Source organism: Serinicoccus marinus DSM 15273, from assembly GCF_008386315.1.
Lineage (GTDB): Bacteria > Actinomycetota > Actinomycetes > Actinomycetales > Dermatophilaceae > Ornithinicoccus > Ornithinicoccus marinus.
The window spans coordinates 2,975,066-2,989,790 of sequence record NZ_CP043808.1 but is presented as its reverse complement, the minus strand read 5'-3'; the positions used below and the strand labels follow the sequence as shown (position 1 = coordinate 2,989,790).

Here is a 14,725-nt window from a genome sequence, read left to right as displayed (position 1 = left end):
CGATGGGGAGTGAGGGAAGTCCAGGGTCGCTGATGGGGGACTTGCTCGACAGGTCTTATATCGTGCTCGAAGTCCCGACCGAAAGGCTGCCCCGTGTCCGTCCAGGGTGACTACCGACTCTCCCAGCTCGACGAGTTGGAGGCAGAGTCGATCCATATCTTCCGTGAGGTCGCGGCGGAGTTCGAGAGGCCGGTGCTGATGTTCTCCGGCGGCAAGGACTCGATCGTCATGCTCCGGCTGGCGGAGAAGGCGTTCTACCCCGCCAAGGTGCCCTTCCCGGTGCTCCAGGTCGACACCGGCTACGACTTCCCCGAGGTCTTGGCCACGCGCGACCGTTGGGTCGACCGGCTGGGGGTGCGGCTGCACGTCGCCTCGGTCGAGGAGGCGATCAAGGACGGCATCGTCGTCGACGACGGCAAGACGCCCCGCAACCGGCTGCAGATCGGCACGCTGCTCAACGCCATCGAGGAGGAGGGCTACACCGCCGCCTTCGGTGGCGGCCGCCGGGACGAGGAGAAGGCTCGCGCCAAGGAGCGCGTCTACTCCCACCGCGACGAGTTCGGCCAGTGGGACCCCAAGAACCAGCGCCCCGAGCTGTGGAGCCTCTACAACGGCCGCATCCACGAGGGCGAGCACATGCGCGTCTTCCCGCTGTCCAACTGGACCGAGCTGGACGTCTGGGACTACATCCGCCGTGAGGCGATCGACATCCCCTCGATCTACTACGCGCACCAGCGGCGCGTCTTCGAGCGCAGCGGGATGCTCTTCTCCGAGAGCGAGTTCAACCCGCTGCGCGACGGCGAGACGGTGACCGAGCGTCAGGTGCGCTTCCGCACCGTCGGTGACCTGACGCTCACCGGCTGCCTGGAGTCCGACGCCGACGACCTGGACAAGATCATCGAGGAGGTCGCGGCCTCCCGCATCACCGAGCGCGGCGCCACCCGTGGTGACGACAAGTTCTCCGAGGCCGCCATGGAGGACCGCAAGAAGGAGGGCTACTTCTGATGAGCACGGGCACCGAGACCGGTATGGACCTGCTGCGCTTCGCGACCGCGGGCTCGGTGGACGATGGCAAGTCGACGCTCATCGGGCGGCTGCTGCTGGACAGCAAGGCGATCTTCGAGGACCAGCTGGAGTCGGTGGAGAAGACTTCGAAGGACAAGGGCTTCGACTACACCGATCTGGCGCTGCTCACCGACGGCCTGCGCAGCGAGCGGGAGCAGGGCATCACCATCGATGTCGCCTACCGTTACTTCGCGACGCCGCGGCGCAAGTTCATCATCGCCGACACCCCGGGCCACGTGCAGTACACCCGCAACATGGTCACCGGTGCCTCGACCGCCGACCTGGGTCTGGTGCTGGTGGACGCCCGCCAGGGCATGACCGAGCAGTCCCGTCGCCACGCGGTCATCTTGTCGATGCTGCGGGTGCCGCACCTGGTGCTGGCGGTCAACAAGATGGATCTCGTGGACTTCTCCGAGGAGCGGTTCCGGGAGATCGAGGCCGAGTTCACGGCCTTCGCGCGCAAGCTCGACGTGCCAGACCTCACGGTCATCCCGATCTCGGCGCTGCAGGGCGACAACGTCGTCTCGCGCAGCGAGAACATGGACTGGTATGAGGGCAGCAGCCTGCTGCACCACCTCGAGCACGTCTACATCGGTTCGGACCGCGAGATGCGCGACGTCCGGTTCCCGGTGCAGTACGTCGTGCGCCCGAAGTCGGACGAGTTCCACGACTACCGCGGGTATGCCGGTCAGGTCGCCGGCGGCGTCATGAAGCCCGGTGACGAGGTCATCGTCCTGCCGAGCGGGATGACGAGCACCATCGAGGCGATCGACGCCTTCGACAAGCAGCTGGACGAGGCATACCCCCCGATGTCGGTGACCGTGCGGCTCGCCGACGACGTCGACGTCAGCCGCGGCGACATGATCGCCCGGGTCAACAACCAGCCGGAGCAGACCCAGGACCTCGACGCGATGATCTGCTGGATGTCGCCGGGCGCGCTCAAGCCGCGGGCCAAGCTGCTCGTCAAGCACACGACGCGCACGGTGAAGGCGCTGGTCAAGGAGATCGACTACCGCCTCGACGTCAACACCCTGCACCGCGACCAGGACGCCGAGGAGATCGGCCTCAACGAGCTCGGCCGCGTCACGCTGCGGGTGCAGCAGCCGCTCATGGTCGACCTCTACGAGCAGAACCGCATCACCGGGTCGTTCATCCTCATCGACCAGGCGTCCGGCGTCACCGTCGGTGCCGGGATGATCCGCAGCTGACGATCCTCGCGGTCAGGCCTCCCGGCCTGACTACACTCGGCGTCCATGAGTGAGCAGGCGGGGGCTTCGGTGGAGCGGCAGGAGCTGCGCAAGACCCTCAAGCCGCAGTGGGTGTGAGCGGTCGCGCTCGGCTCGGCGATCGGCTGGGGCGCCTTCGTGCTCCCGCAGGACCTGTTGGCGCAGGCCGGGCCGCTGGGCGCGAGCCTCGGGCTCATCATCGGTGGGGCGCTGATGTGCCTCATCGCGGTGAGTTACGGCCTGCTCATCCGGCACTTCCCGGTGAGCGGTGGGGAGTATGCCTACGCCTTCTCCTTCTTCGGGCGGACCCACGCCTTCGTGGCCGGGTGGGCGCTGGTCCTGGGCTACGTCTCGATCATCGCGCTCAACGCGTCGGCGCTCGCGCTGCTCTTCCGACGGCTGCTGCCGCCGGTGGTCAAGTGGGTGCCGCTGTGGGAGGTGGCGGGCTGGCAGGTCTACCTCGGCGAGGTGGTCGTCGCCTCGGCCGCGCTGCTGCTCTTCGCGCTGCTCAACGCGCGCGGCGGGACGCTCTCCGGCCGCGTGCAGTATGCCTTCTGCCTGGTGATGCTGGCCGCTGTCATCTTCCTGCTCCTCGGGACGTGGCTGCACCCGGACACGCCGCTGTCCAACCTCGAGCCCGGCTTCCCCGAGGGGGTGGCGCCGGTCAGCGCGGTGCTGATGATCGTCGCCATCGCCCCGTGGGCCTACGTCGGCTTCGACAACGTGCCGCAGGCCGCCGAGGAGTTCGACTTCTCCCCGACCAAGGCCTTCGGCCTCATCATCCTGGCCATCGTCGCCGCCGCCGGGATCTACGTCGCGATGCTCCTGGCCACCGCTGTCGCCCAGCCCTGGCCGCAGATGGTCGCGGACGCGCGGGCCTGGGGGACCGCCGACGGGCTGGAGACGCTCTTCGGACCGATCGGGCTGGTGCTGCTGGCGGTGGCGGTCGTCATGGGCGTCTCGACCGGGCTCAACGGCTTCTACGTCTCCGCGAGCCGGTTGCTCTTCGCGATGGGCCGCGCGCGGGTGCTGCCGCCGTTCTTCGCCAAGGTCAACGAGGCCGGCGCCCCCGGGCGGGCCGTCTGGTTCGCCGCGGCGCTGTGCCTGATCGCGCCGCTCTTCGGCCGGGAGGCGCTGCTCTGGGTCGTCGACATGACCTCCGTCGGTGTGACGGTCGCCTACACCTACACCTGCCTCGCGGCATACCGTCTCTGGCGGTGGTCGCGGAGCGACGAGGGCGAGCCGTCCACCCGGTCGACCGGCCGCAAGGTGCTCAGCGGCCTGGGGGCGCTGACCGGCCTGCTCTTCCTCGGCCTGCTCCTGATCCCCGGCTCGCCGGCGCAGCTGGGCACGCCCTCCTGGATCGCGCTCGGCGTCTGGGTGCTGCTGGGCGTCGTCTTCTACGTCATGCGGCTCCCCGCGAGCCGGCAGATCGACGACGAGGAGATGCGCCGCCTGGTGCTGGGCGAGCATGCAGAAACAACTTGGACCACGGACGCTGCGCGATGACCCATCGTGCTGGCTCTACAACGTCAACGAAACTCACGGAGGCACAAATCGTGTCATTGCACGTCGCCGTCCTCGGGCTCGGTTACATCGGCCTGCCCACTGCGGCGATCCTCGCCACCCACGGCCACCGCGTCACGGGAGTGGACGTCAGCGCACGACACGTTGAGGCAGTGAGCCAAGGACGCGTACCGTTCGTCGAGCCCGACCTGGAGAGCCAGGTGGCCGAAGCAGTGAGCACCGGTCACCTGACTGTTCAGCGGCATGCCACGCCGGCAGACGTCTTCATCATCGCCGTTCCCACCCCCTTCGCCGAGGGGTATGCCGCTGACCTCTCCTACGTCGACGCTGCTGTCGACGGCGTCATCCCACATCTCCGGGGTGGTGAACTCATCATCCTCGAGTCGACCTCACCGCCCGGCACCACGCAACGGCTCGCAGACAGAGTCCGCGCAGCCCGGCCCGACCTGAGCACCGACGGCAGCACTGATCACAACATCGCGATCGCGCACTGCCCCGAGCGGGTGCTCCCGGGACGCGTCATGGTCGAGCTGGTCGAGAACGACCGGATCGTCGGGGGCCTGACGCCCACGGCTGCCGAGCGCGCCAAGGCGCTGTACGAGACCTTCTGCCGCGGCCAAATCCATCTCACCGACGCAGTGACGGCGGAGCTGGCCAAGCTCACGGAGAACGCCTTCAGAGATGTCAATATCGCCTTCGCCAACGAGCTGTCACTGATCTCCGAACGACTCGGTGTTGACGTCTTCGAGCTCATCGACCTGGCGAACAAGCATCCCCGTGTCAACATCCTGCAGCCGGGACCGGGGGTCGGGGGTCATTGCATCGCCGTCGACCCGTGGTTCATCGTCTCGGCCGCTCCCGAGCAGTCACGTCTGATCCGCACCGCGCGGGAGGTCAACGACCACAAGCCGGAGCACGTGATCGGTCAGGTCATGGCTGCCGTGGACGACATCAGGTCGCCGGTGATCGCGACGCTCGGCCTGGCGTTCAAGCCGGACATCGACGACATGCGGGAGTCCCCGGCCCTGGAGATCACCGCGCAGCTAGCAGAGCGTCTTCCGGCGGCGACGGTCCTGGCGGTGGAGCCCAATGTCGACATGCTGCCGGAGCGCCTCAGCTCCTTGCCGAACGTCCGACTGGCCTCCTTGGAGGAGGTCGCAGAGACGGCGCAGGTCGCTGCTCTGCTCGTGGATCATCGCGAGTTCAAGGAGAGTCGATGGACGCCGGACATCCCGGTGATCGACACACGTGGTGTCTGGCGGGGAACCGCATGATCGCGCGCAAGCGAGTGATGACGGTCTACGGCACCCGGCCGGAAGCCATCAAGGTCGCGCCCGTTCTCCGGGCCTTGCAGGACCACCCGCGTCTCGAGAGCGTCACCGTCGTGACGGGACAGCATCGAGAGATGCTGGACCAGGTCAACGAGATCTTCGGCATCGTGCCCGATCACGACCTCGACGTCTTCGCCCACGCCCAGAGCCTCAACGCGCTCATGGCCAAGGTCTTCGACCGGCTGGATCCTGTCCTCGAAGCAGAGCAGCCCGATGCCCTCATGGTGCAGGGCGACACGAGCACGGTCGCCGCAGCGGCCATCGCCGCGTTCTACCGCCGCATACCGGTGGTCCATCTGGAGGCGGGGCTGCGCAGCGGCGACATCATGTCGCCCTTCCCCGAGGAGGCCAACCGGCGGATCACCTCGCAGGTGAGTGCCTTGCACCTGGCTCCGACGGCGAGTTCCCGCGACAACCTGCTGCGTGAGGGGATCCATGGCGATGGCGTGGTCGTCACGGGGAACACCGTGATCGACGCCTTGCTGCACACGGTGGCCGAGAGACAGGACTTCGTGGATGAGCGGTTGGCCGAGCTGGAGGCTGCGGGCGGCCGGGTGCTGCTGGTCACCTCGCATCGGCGGGAGAGCTGGGGCGAGGCCATGCATGGCGTCGGGCGCGCACTACGGCGGCTCGCAGAGGCATACCCCGAGACCACGATCGTGCTGCCCGCTCACCGAAACCCGGTGGTCCGCGAGGCGATCCTGCCCCACCTCGAGGGGCAGGACAACGTGCTGGTGACCGAGCCCCTGGCGTATGCGGAGTTCACCCGGCTCATGAAGCTGGCGAGCGTCGTCCTCACCGACTCGGGCGGGGTGCAGGAGGAGGCCCCCTCGCTCGGCAAGCCGGTGCTCGTGATGCGCGAGAACACCGAGCGACCCGAGGCCGTCGCCGCCGGCACGGTGCGGCTGATCGGCACGGCGGAGGACAACGTCGTCGCCGAGGTCGCTCGGCTGCTCGACGAGCCAGAGGCATACCGAGTCATGGCCAATGCCACGAACCCTTACGGAGACGGCAACGCCACCTCAAGATGCATCGCCGCCCTTGCCCAGATGCTGGGCGTCGGGGAGCGCGAGCCCGACTTCTCCGGTTGAGCCGCTGGCCACCGCCCCTCGGGTCTAGTTCTCGCTGAGGGCCTCGTCGAAGGCGAGGGCCCACTCCTCGGCAGTGGGTTTCTCAGACGTCGCCTCGCGCAGATCGATCAGAGACACCCGGTCGGTGTTGTCCTCGGCCCAGGCCACAATGTCGTCGGCCACCCCCGTCTCGTAGAGGCCCGACGGCCCCGCCGCGACCAGTACCGGCACGTCGGGAAGCTCCTCGAGCAGCCGGTCGAGCTGCTCCGCGACGTCCTCGTCGCCGCTCGAGCCCCCCAGGGAGATGGAGGACAGCGTCCGGTGGTGCGGAGGCATCGATGAAACGGTCGATGCGTCTGGTGGCCTCGCGGATCGTCGTGCCGTCGCGGCTCGCGCTCCACACGTGCAGGTCAGGACCCTCACCGTCGGAGAGCTCGATCGGGTCGTTGAACGTCTCGTCGGCCGCCTCGCCCCAGTGGCTGATTAGTGTCAGGCGGTCGCCTGCCTGCCGGCCTGCCCAGAGCTGCACCCACTGCGACTCCAGGTTGCTGTAGCCGTCCCCGATGACCAGGAGGTTAGCGTCGTCGCTCCAGGCCGAGCTCCAGTCGGCCACGGTCGGCTCCGCCTGCTCGGTCGTCTGCACCGGGTCGGACGACTCAGTTGGCTCAACTTCCGCGGACGTGGTCGAGTCGTCGGAGCTATGGGTGGAGGTCTGCGCCGCGTCACCGTCCTCCGCGTCTTGGGTGGGCGTGGTGCTCGCGCCCGTGGTCGGTGCCGGGCTGTCGGCGACCTGTGCTGACGGCTCGGGCATCTGCCGGACGTTCCACATGGCGTAGCCCGACGCGCCGACCGCCCCCAGCGCCAGCACGACGAGGAGGGTGTTGGCCTGCCGACCGGAGAGCTCCATGGATCAGCTGCTCTGCTTGCTCTTGCGTCGGGCCCGGCGCGACTTTGCACGCTTGCCCTGGGCCTCGAGCGCTGCGTCCGACTGGTAGCTCTCGTAGGCGTAGGAGTAGGCGTCCGGTCCCTTGGTGGGCAGACGGTTGAGCACGAGGCCCAACACGTTGGCGTCGACCTTCCGCAGGCTGCCCAGCGCCCGGTCGAGCTGGTCACGACGGACAAGCTTGGTGCCGACGACGACGATGACCCCGTCGGCCTGGGTGGACAGGATGGCCGCGTCGGTGACGGCCAGCAAGGGCGGGCTGTCGATGATGACGTAGTCGAACCGCTCTTCTAGGGTCTCGACGAGGCGGCTCATGGCGGTCGAGCCCAGCAACTCGCTGGGATTGGGAGGGATGGGCCCGCAGCCCAGCACCCACATGTTGTCACCCCAGGGCTGGACCACGTCGTCGAGATCGGCCCGCCCGACCAGGACGTCCGTCATCCCGGCCGCGTTCTCCAGACCGAGGTACTCCAGCAGGCGGGGGCGACGAAGGTCTCCTTCGATGAGACAGACAGTGGCCCCTGACTGAGCCAGGGTGAGGGCAAGATTGGCCGTCGTCGTCGACTTGCCCTCACCCGGGATGGTCGAGGTGAAGACCATCGTCTTCGGCTGGTTGTCGGCCTCGATGTACCTCAGGTTGGTGCGCAAGGTGCGGAAGGCCTCGGCACGCGGGCTGTGCGGGTCGATCTCCACGACAAGGGGATGCTCCGGCGCGTCCTTGTCGAAGGCGATCGCGCCGACAACTGGCTCCTCGGAGACGCGAGACACGTCGGACTCACCCTTGATGCGGGAGTCGAGGACATCGCGGAGGACACCAGCGCCGATGCCGAGCAGGAGGCCTAGGACAGCCCCCAGCAGGAGGTTGCGCGGCACGTCAGGGCTGGCAGCGCCGCTAGGGGCGGCAGCCGGCTGCACTACGGTCGCCTTCACGGGGCTGCTGTCACTACCTTCGATGCGCTCCAGGTCCTGCACGGTCCGGGAGAACTGCTCGGCGATCCCATTCGCCAGATCAGCGCTGCGCTGAGGATCCTCGTCCGTCACCGCGAGGTTGATGAGCACCGTCCCCGCCGGCACCTGGGCCGTCGTGCGCTGCGAGAGCGAAGCAGATCCGTCGAGATCGAACTCCTCGGCCACCGGGTCCAGCACGATCGGAGTGGTGACAATGTCCGCGTACGTCGCGACCTGCCTCTGAGCGAAGTTAGATCCCTGCGCCAGGTCAGCTGCAGTGTCACCGCCGGAGGTCGAGACGAATACCTGAGCCTGGGCGCGGTACTGCGGAGTGCTCAAGGCGGTGACGACCGCTGTCGCCAGCAGGACAGCGAGAGCGACGCCGAGGATGAGCCGCCACTGTCGACGGACCAGCAGCAGATAGTCGGTGAGTTCCACGCACGCTCCGGGCATTTGGGTAGTAGGGAAATGGGCCAATGGTGCGGACCCAGCGGTTCACCCTATTCCTACCGACGTCCCGATTCCACCAGCCCGCACCGCGATGCGGGGGATCGGGTGAAACTCGGCTATCGTGCTGGCGCAGCATTCGTAGGGGAAAGGCGCAGGTGTGACAGTCGACGGCAACTACCGACTCTCCCAGCTCGACGAGTTGGAGGCAGAGTCGATCCATATCTTCCGTGAGGTCGCGGCGGAGTTCGAGAGGCCGGTGCTGATGTTCTCCGGCGGCAAGGACTCGATCGTCATGCTCCGGCTGGCGGAGAAGGCGTTCTACCCCGCCAAGGTGCCCTTCCCGGTGCTCCAGGTCGACACCGGCTACGACTTCCCCGAGGTCTTGGCCACGCGCGACCGTTGGGTCGACCGGCTGGGGGTGCGGCTGCACGTCGCCTCGGTCGAGGAGGCGATCAAGGACGGCATCGTCGTCGACGACGGCAAGACGCCCCGCAACCGGCTGCAGATCGGCACGCTGCTCAACGCCATCGAGGAGGAGGGCTACACCGCCGCCTTCGGTGGCGGCCGCCGGGACGAGGAGAAGGCTCGCGCCAAGGAGCGCGTCTACTCCCACCGCGACGAGTTCGGCCAGTGGGACCCCAAGAACCAGCGCCCCGAGCTGTGGAGCCTCTACAACGGCCGCATCCACGAGGGCGAGCACATGCGCGTCTTCCCGCTGTCCAACTGGACCGAGCTGGACGTCTGGGACTACATCCGCCGTGAGGCGATCGACATCCCCTCGATCTACTACGCGCACCAGCGGCGCGTCTTCGAGCGCAGCGGGATGCTCTTCTCCGAGAGCGAGTTCAACCCGCTGCGCGACGGCGAGACGGTGACCGAGCGTCAGGTGCGCTTCCGCACCGTCGGTGACCTGACGCTCACCGGCTGCCTGGAGTCCGACGCCGACGACCTGGACAAGATCATCGAGGAGGTCGCGGCCTCCCGCATCACCGAGCGCGGCGCCACCCGTGGTGACGACAAGTTCTCCGAGGCCGCCATGGAGGACCGCAAGAAGGAGGGCTACTTCTGATGAGCACGGGCACCGAGACCGGTATGGACCTGCTGCGCTTCGCGACCGCGGGCTCGGTGGACGATGGCAAGTCGACGCTCATCGGGCGGCTGCTGCTGGACAGCAAGGCGATCTTCGAGGACCAGCTGGAGTCGGTGGAGAAGACTTCGAAGGACAAGGGCTTCGACTACACCGATCTGGCGCTGCTCACCGACGGCCTGCGCAGCGAGCGGGAGCAGGGCATCACCATCGATGTCGCCTACCGTTACTTCGCGACGCCGCGGCGCAAGTTCATCATCGCCGACACCCCGGGCCACGTGCAGTACACCCGCAACATGGTCACCGGTGCCTCGACCGCCGACCTGGGTCTGGTGCTGGTGGACGCCCGCCAGGGCATGACCGAGCAGTCCCGTCGCCACGCGGTCATCTTGTCGATGCTGCGGGTGCCGCACCTGGTGCTGGCGGTCAACAAGATGGATCTCTTGGACTTCTCCGAGGAGCGGTTCCGGGAGATCGAGGCCGAGTTCACGGCCTTCGCGCGCAAGCTCGACGTGCCAGACCTCACGGTCATCCCGATCTCGGCGCTGCAGGGCGACAACGTCGTCTCGCGCAGCGAGAACATGGACTGGTATGAGGGCAGCAGCCTGCTGCACCACCTCGAGCACGTCTACATCGGTTCGGACCGCGAGATGCGCGACGTCCGGTTCCCGGTGCAGTACGTCGTGCGCCCGAAGTCGGACGAGTTCCACGACTACCGCGGGTATGCCGGTCAGGTCGCCGGCGGCGTCATGAAGCCCGGTGACGAGGTCATCGTCCTGCCGAGCGGGATGACGAGCACCATCGAGGCGATCGACGCCTTCGACAAGCAGCTGGACGAGGCATACCCCCCGATGTCGGTGACCGTGCGGCTCGCCGACGACGTCGACGTCAGCCGCGGCGACATGATCGCCCGGGTCAACAACCAGCCGGAGCAGACCCAGGACCTCGACGCGATGATCTGCTGGATGTCGCCGGGCGCGCTCAAGCCGCGGGCCAAGCTGCTCGTCAAGCACACGACGCGCACGGTGAAGGCGCTGGTCAAGGAGATCGACTACCGCCTCGACGTCAACACCCTGCACCGCGACCAGGACGCCGAGGAGATCGGCCTCAACGAGCTCGGCCGCGTCACGCTGCGGGTGCAGCAGCCGCTCATGGTCGACCTCTACGAGCAGAACCGCATCACCGGGTCGTTCATCCTCATCGACCAGGCGTCCGGCGTCACCGTCGGTGCCGGGATGATCCGGGACTGAGACCCCGCGGGCAGAAATGGCGGACACCCAGGTGGGCTGACGGGCGGGCCGACGAGGCTCGGCGCACACCCGGCGGGCGCCGTAGCGGCCGCGCGAGGCGAGGTGGACCGGAGGGATCAGATCCGTCAGCCAGGCGTGCCGCACCGCCCGTTCTGAAGGCGGCCGGATGCGCTGCTCGTAGAACCCGCACTCGGCAACGCCGAGGACTCGCCAGGCGACCTGGACCGGGAACCCGGCGGCGATCACGTCGACCGCCGCGTACCGACTTTTGGGTCCGCCTCGGTCTTGAGCGCCTCCACCGCCTTGGTCGCCACCGCCACCTGCCCCAACGCGGCGATCTTCTTCCGCGCCGCCGTCAGCTCAGCCTTCTCGGGGCTGGTCAGCCCGACCGCTTCGCCGCGGTCGATGCGCTCCTGCTGGCGCCAACCAGTAGATCGTCTGATCGCTGATTCCCAGTTCGGCAGCGACACTCGCGACGCTACGACCTGAAGCCAGCAGATCCAGCCACCTGCGCCTGAACTCTGAACCGGCCCAGGTTTGATGCCGCTCCTGTTTGAGTACAGGAGGATGAGCACCATGCCGAAGAAGATCGATCCGGAGCTTCGTGCCCGGGCGGTGCGTCTGGTCAGAGAGCACCAGCAGGAGTACGCCACGGTGACCGAGGCGATGACCGCAGTCGCCAACCAGCTAGGAGTGGCGCGGGAGTCGGTGCGTCGCTGGGTGACCCAGGCCGAGGTCGACGCCGGGGACCGCCCTGGAGTCACCAGCGCCGAGAACGAGGAGATCAAGCGGCTCAAGGCCGAGAACCGGCGGTTGCGCGAGGACGTGGCGATCCTGAAGGCGGCCACGAGTTTCTTCGTGGGGGAACTCGACCCCCGCAACCGCTGATCATGGGCTTCATCGACACCATGAGGGCCCAGGGCTACGCGGTCGAGTCGATCTGCCGGGTGCTGCGCGAGCAGGGCTGCCAGATCGCCGCGCGGACCTACCGCAGCTGGAAGTGCGCCACCCGGGCCGTGGCCGCGCGCACCGTCACCGACGCCCAGGTCATGCACGCCGTGCGGGACATCGCCTGGACGACCGACCAGCACGGCCGGCGCCGGCTCACGCCCGAGGGGCTGTACGGGCGGAGGAAGATGACTGTGGTTCCCCCCAGATCGTGGAGGGCTTGCGGCTACGCGGCGTCCGGGATGGGCATCGCGGTGGTCTGCTCGTAGTTGACCGGTGACATCATGCCAGCGGCGCTGTGCCGGCGTTGGTGGTTGTAGAAGCCGTAAGCCCAGTCGATGACCACGGCGCGGGCCTGAGTACGGGTGTCGAACTCGTGCCGGCACAGCACCTCCCACTCCAGGGAGGAGAACAGCGCCTCGGCGGCTGCATTGATGCTCCTATAGATCGTCAAGTCGATCAGGCGACCATCTCGAGTTCCTCGTCTCGGGGGGGGGCGTGGTATCGGGTGCTGGGAGGAGGCGGAAGAGTTCGCGTGCGAGGTAGCGCTTGAGGCAGCGGATGATCTCTCGTTTGGACAGGCCTTCGGCGGTGCGACGGGCCACGTAGTCGATGGTTGGTTGGTGCCATCGCATGCGGACGATGATGACTCGGTAGAGAGCGGCGTTGGCCTGCCGGTTCCCGCCCCTGTAGAGGCGGTGTCTGTTGTTGGTCTTGCCGGACCCGGCGGGAATCGGGCACGCGCCGCACATCTTGGCGAACGCGGCCTCGGACTTGATCCGGTCCGTGTTGTCGCCGGCCGTGATCAGCATCTGGGCGGCCGTGTCGTAGCCGACACCGACGGCCTCGACGAGGCGCGGCGCGGCGGCTGCAGTGAGGGCCTTCAGCGAGGCGGCATGGGCTTTGGCCTCCTCGTGCAGGCTCAGCCACCGCCTCGCCATCGAGGACAGCACGTGCCGCATCGCCGCGTCGGGGTCGATGGGTAGGACGACTGCTGGTGCGCCCCGCCGCACCGGCGGTAGCGGGGTCGGGCCCTCCAAGGCCGCGCAGGCGAGGACGAGCTGGTGATCGGTCAGCTTCTCCAACTCGGTCCGCAACGCCTCACTCCCGGTCGCCAGAGTCGCCTTGAGCGTGATCATCGCGGTCGTGCGCGCCTGAACGGCGCCGTCGTAGGCAATCTTGACCAACCTGATCGTCTCGACCTCGCCGTCAGCGGTCTTCGGTGTGGACAGGCCGTGCCCGGCCAGGAGTTGGCGTGCGGCGTGCTCGGCGTCGAGGGTGTCGTTCTTTCCTGCGAGGCGCCGTTCCACGGCTCGCGCCGGGCGGGCGATTTCGTGGACCTCGTGGCCCTGGCGGCGTAAGTAGCGGGCCAGGCCGACACCGTAGGACCCGGTGCCCTCGACACCGAATGCGACCAGGCGACCCTCAGGGCCGATGAAGGCAACACAGAAGGCGACAAGCTCCTCGAAGCCGGCAAGGGTGGCGGGCACGACGAGGTCGCCCAGTCGGCCGCCCAGGCCGTCGACCGCGACGGCGACGTGGTTGTCCTTGTGTGTGTCGACGCCGACAATGACATCGTCGCGGCGAAGTTGCATGCTGGGCATCGGGCTATGGGTTCCTCTCTCGCATTCTCCGGGCGCGGTGTCCATGGCTCAGCTGGCCGGAGTGGGCGGACAGGACTGCGATGAGACCCTGGTCGAGTCAGGCTCCTATCAGGTCACTGCCCACCCGGCCAGCAGCCAGGTGCACGCCACCACCCAGGGCCGACACGTCAACGCGAGGGCACCCAGCGGGGCCGGTCGTAACAAGGGTCAGACCCCAGGCGGTGGCGCAGACACGATCCTCGCAGTCGAAGCACGAGCCGACCCGACCCATCGACTGGCGGATCCCTAGCTGGGCGCACAACCGGCTGAACGAGCCCGCCGTGTAGGTCGAGCCCCTGTCGCTGTGGAAGATGACCCGCTCGGACTCGTCCTCGCGCCAGATCGCCTCCTTGCCGCCGCGGGCGGTCACGGCCATCCGGATCGCCGCGCACGCCAGCTCGGCGTCCGGGTGGTTGCTGGTCGCCGCGCCGAGCAGGCGGCGGGAGTACAGGTCGATGACGGTGGCCAGGTACAACTTGCCCTCAGCCGTGGGGATCTCGGTGATGTCACCGACCCACTTGCGGTTCGGGGCCGGCGCGGTGAAGTCCCGGCGCACCAGGTCGGGGAACTTCGGCGCGCTCTTGTCCTGCCTGGTCAGACCGCTGCGCCGCTTGATGACACGGGCCACCAAGCCCTGACGGCGCATCGAGTCAGCGACCGTCTTCTCACTGATCTGCCATCCCGCCTCGCGCAGGTCCTCGTGCAGGCGAGGTGAGCCGTGCAGCCCCTTGGCCTTCTTGAACGCGACCCGCACCGCGCGGTCGACGCTGTCGCGGCGCCGGTCGGTGTCGGTGAACAACCCGCTCGCAGCGCCCGGTCCCTCGGCCCGCTTGAGCCACTTGTAGAACCACGCCAGCGAGACCCCGAGCAAAACGCAGACCAGCGTGTGTGGCACGGCATAGTTGGTCCTCTGGTCGGCGATGAAGCGTGCCACGCTCACTTCGTCGCCTCCTTCACCCACCCGGCCACGGATCGCTTGAGGACATCACGCTCCATCCGCAGCTCGGCGACCTCGGCGCGAAGCCGCTTCAGCTCCTCGACGTCGTCCTTGGACAGCTCGCCGTGACCCTCGCGCGCAGCGCGAGCACGTTGGACCCAGTTGCCCAGCGTGCCCTCGTTCACGCCAAGATCGCGAGCGACCTGCGCGATCGGTTTGTTCGTCTCCTCGACGATCCGGACCGCTCCCTCACGGAACTCCCGGTCGTACTTCTTGCGCTTCTCTGGCATCTCGATCCTC

The 14,725-nt window shown here is 67.8% G+C and carries 13 protein-coding genes and 2 pseudogenes; 8 read left to right on the top strand and 7 right to left on the bottom strand.

The annotated features are described in order from the left end of the window. Positions 1 to 93 precede the first annotated feature (93 nt). The 5 genes and pseudogenes from cysD (FU792_RS14440) to wecB all read left to right on the top strand — a co-directional run bounded on the left by cysD (FU792_RS14440) (position 94) and on the right by wecB (position 6,240). Positions 94 to 1,005 carry a sulfate adenylyltransferase subunit CysD gene (gene cysD / locus FU792_RS14440; RefSeq protein ID WP_022926277.1) on the top strand — a complete coding sequence of 304 codons (912 nt, stop codon included), beginning with the start codon at positions 94 to 96 and terminating at the stop codon, positions 1,003 to 1,005. Then, entirely contained in the window at positions 1,005 to 2,273 is a 1,269-nt protein-coding gene (locus tag FU792_RS14435; protein WP_478013395.1) for a sulfate adenylyltransferase subunit 1, read from the top strand. The genes cysD (FU792_RS14440) and FU792_RS14435 overlap by 1 nt, the downstream gene beginning before the upstream one ends. Positions 2,274 to 2,402: 129 nt before the next feature. Continuing rightward, positions 2,403 to 3,800: pseudogene (locus FU792_RS14430) on the top strand (APC family permease); the annotation flags it as partial. Between the two features lie 50 nt (positions 3,801 to 3,850). After that, positions 3,851 to 5,092 carry a UDP-N-acetyl-D-mannosamine dehydrogenase gene (gene wecC / locus FU792_RS14425; protein ID WP_022926319.1) on the top strand — a complete coding sequence of 414 codons (1,242 nt, stop codon included), beginning with the start codon at positions 3,851 to 3,853 and terminating at the stop codon, positions 5,090 to 5,092. Then, the gene (gene wecB / locus FU792_RS14420; protein WP_022926318.1) at positions 5,089 to 6,240 is read left to right on the top strand and encodes a non-hydrolyzing UDP-N-acetylglucosamine 2-epimerase; all 1,152 of its coding nucleotides are present in this window, start codon (positions 5,089 to 5,091) and stop codon (positions 6,238 to 6,240) included. The genes wecC and wecB overlap by 4 nt, the downstream gene beginning before the upstream one ends. A gap of 24 nt (positions 6,241 to 6,264) precedes the next feature. Here wecB and FU792_RS14415 read toward each other — a convergent pair whose 3' ends face one another. Together FU792_RS14415 and FU792_RS14410 are read right to left on the bottom strand one after the other, a co-directional pair. Beyond that, complete coding sequence (locus FU792_RS14415) at positions 6,265 to 6,555, bottom strand: hypothetical protein (RefSeq protein WP_149814855.1); 291 nt, start codon at positions 6,553 to 6,555, stop codon at positions 6,265 to 6,267. A gap of 574 nt (positions 6,556 to 7,129) precedes the next feature. Beyond that, positions 7,130 to 8,548 carry a tyrosine-protein kinase domain-containing protein gene (locus FU792_RS14410; RefSeq protein ID WP_022926316.1) on the bottom strand — a complete coding sequence of 473 codons (1,419 nt, stop codon included), beginning with the start codon at positions 8,546 to 8,548 and terminating at the stop codon, positions 7,130 to 7,132. Positions 8,549 to 8,717: 169 nt separating this feature from the next. Here FU792_RS14410 and cysD (FU792_RS14405) point away from each other — a divergent pair, with 169 nt between their 5' ends. Further along, a complete protein-coding gene (gene cysD / locus FU792_RS14405; RefSeq protein ID WP_149814853.1) occupies positions 8,718 to 9,629 on the top strand; it encodes a sulfate adenylyltransferase subunit CysD in 912 nt (303 codons plus the stop codon). 23 nt (positions 9,630 to 9,652) lie between these two features. Further along, entirely contained in the window at positions 9,653 to 10,897 is a 1,245-nt protein-coding gene (locus FU792_RS14400; protein WP_149814957.1) for a sulfate adenylyltransferase subunit 1, read from the top strand. A 360-nt stretch (positions 10,898 to 11,257) separates the two neighbouring features. Here FU792_RS14400 and FU792_RS19385 read toward each other — a convergent pair whose 3' ends face one another. After that, entirely contained in the window at positions 11,258 to 11,533 is a 276-nt protein-coding gene (locus FU792_RS19385; RefSeq protein WP_161600272.1) for a helix-turn-helix domain-containing protein, read from the bottom strand. On the opposite strand from FU792_RS19385, the pseudogene FU792_RS14390 reads away from it, so the two are divergent. Next, positions 11,474 to 12,039: pseudogene (locus FU792_RS14390) on the top strand (transposase); the annotation flags it as partial. The gene FU792_RS19385 and the pseudogene FU792_RS14390 sit on opposite strands and share 60 nt — an antisense overlap. Positions 12,040 to 12,071: 32 nt before the next feature. Here the strand turns inward: FU792_RS14390 and FU792_RS14385 are convergent. From FU792_RS14385 to FU792_RS14370, 4 genes are all read right to left on the bottom strand, one after another. After that, positions 12,072 to 12,299 (bottom strand): IS3 family transposase, encoded by a 228-nt coding sequence (locus FU792_RS14385; RefSeq protein ID WP_202980385.1) that lies wholly within the window; start codon positions 12,297 to 12,299, stop codon positions 12,072 to 12,074. Next, positions 12,286 to 13,440, bottom strand: coding sequence for an IS110 family RNA-guided transposase (locus tag FU792_RS14380; RefSeq protein WP_238706000.1), 1,155 nt, complete (start codon positions 13,438 to 13,440; stop codon positions 12,286 to 12,288). The genes FU792_RS14385 and FU792_RS14380 overlap by 14 nt, the downstream gene beginning before the upstream one ends. A 106-nt stretch (positions 13,441 to 13,546) precedes the next feature. Then, positions 13,547 to 14,428 carry an IS3 family transposase gene (locus tag FU792_RS14375; RefSeq protein WP_149814851.1) on the bottom strand — a complete coding sequence of 294 codons (882 nt, stop codon included), beginning with the start codon at positions 14,426 to 14,428 and terminating at the stop codon, positions 13,547 to 13,549. Then, positions 14,425 to 14,715: a transposase gene (locus FU792_RS14370; RefSeq protein ID WP_022926308.1), complete on the bottom strand. Its 291-nt coding sequence runs from the start codon at positions 14,713 to 14,715 to the stop codon at positions 14,425 to 14,427. The genes FU792_RS14375 and FU792_RS14370 overlap by 4 nt, the downstream gene beginning before the upstream one ends. Positions 14,716 to 14,725: the final 10 nt, after the last annotated feature.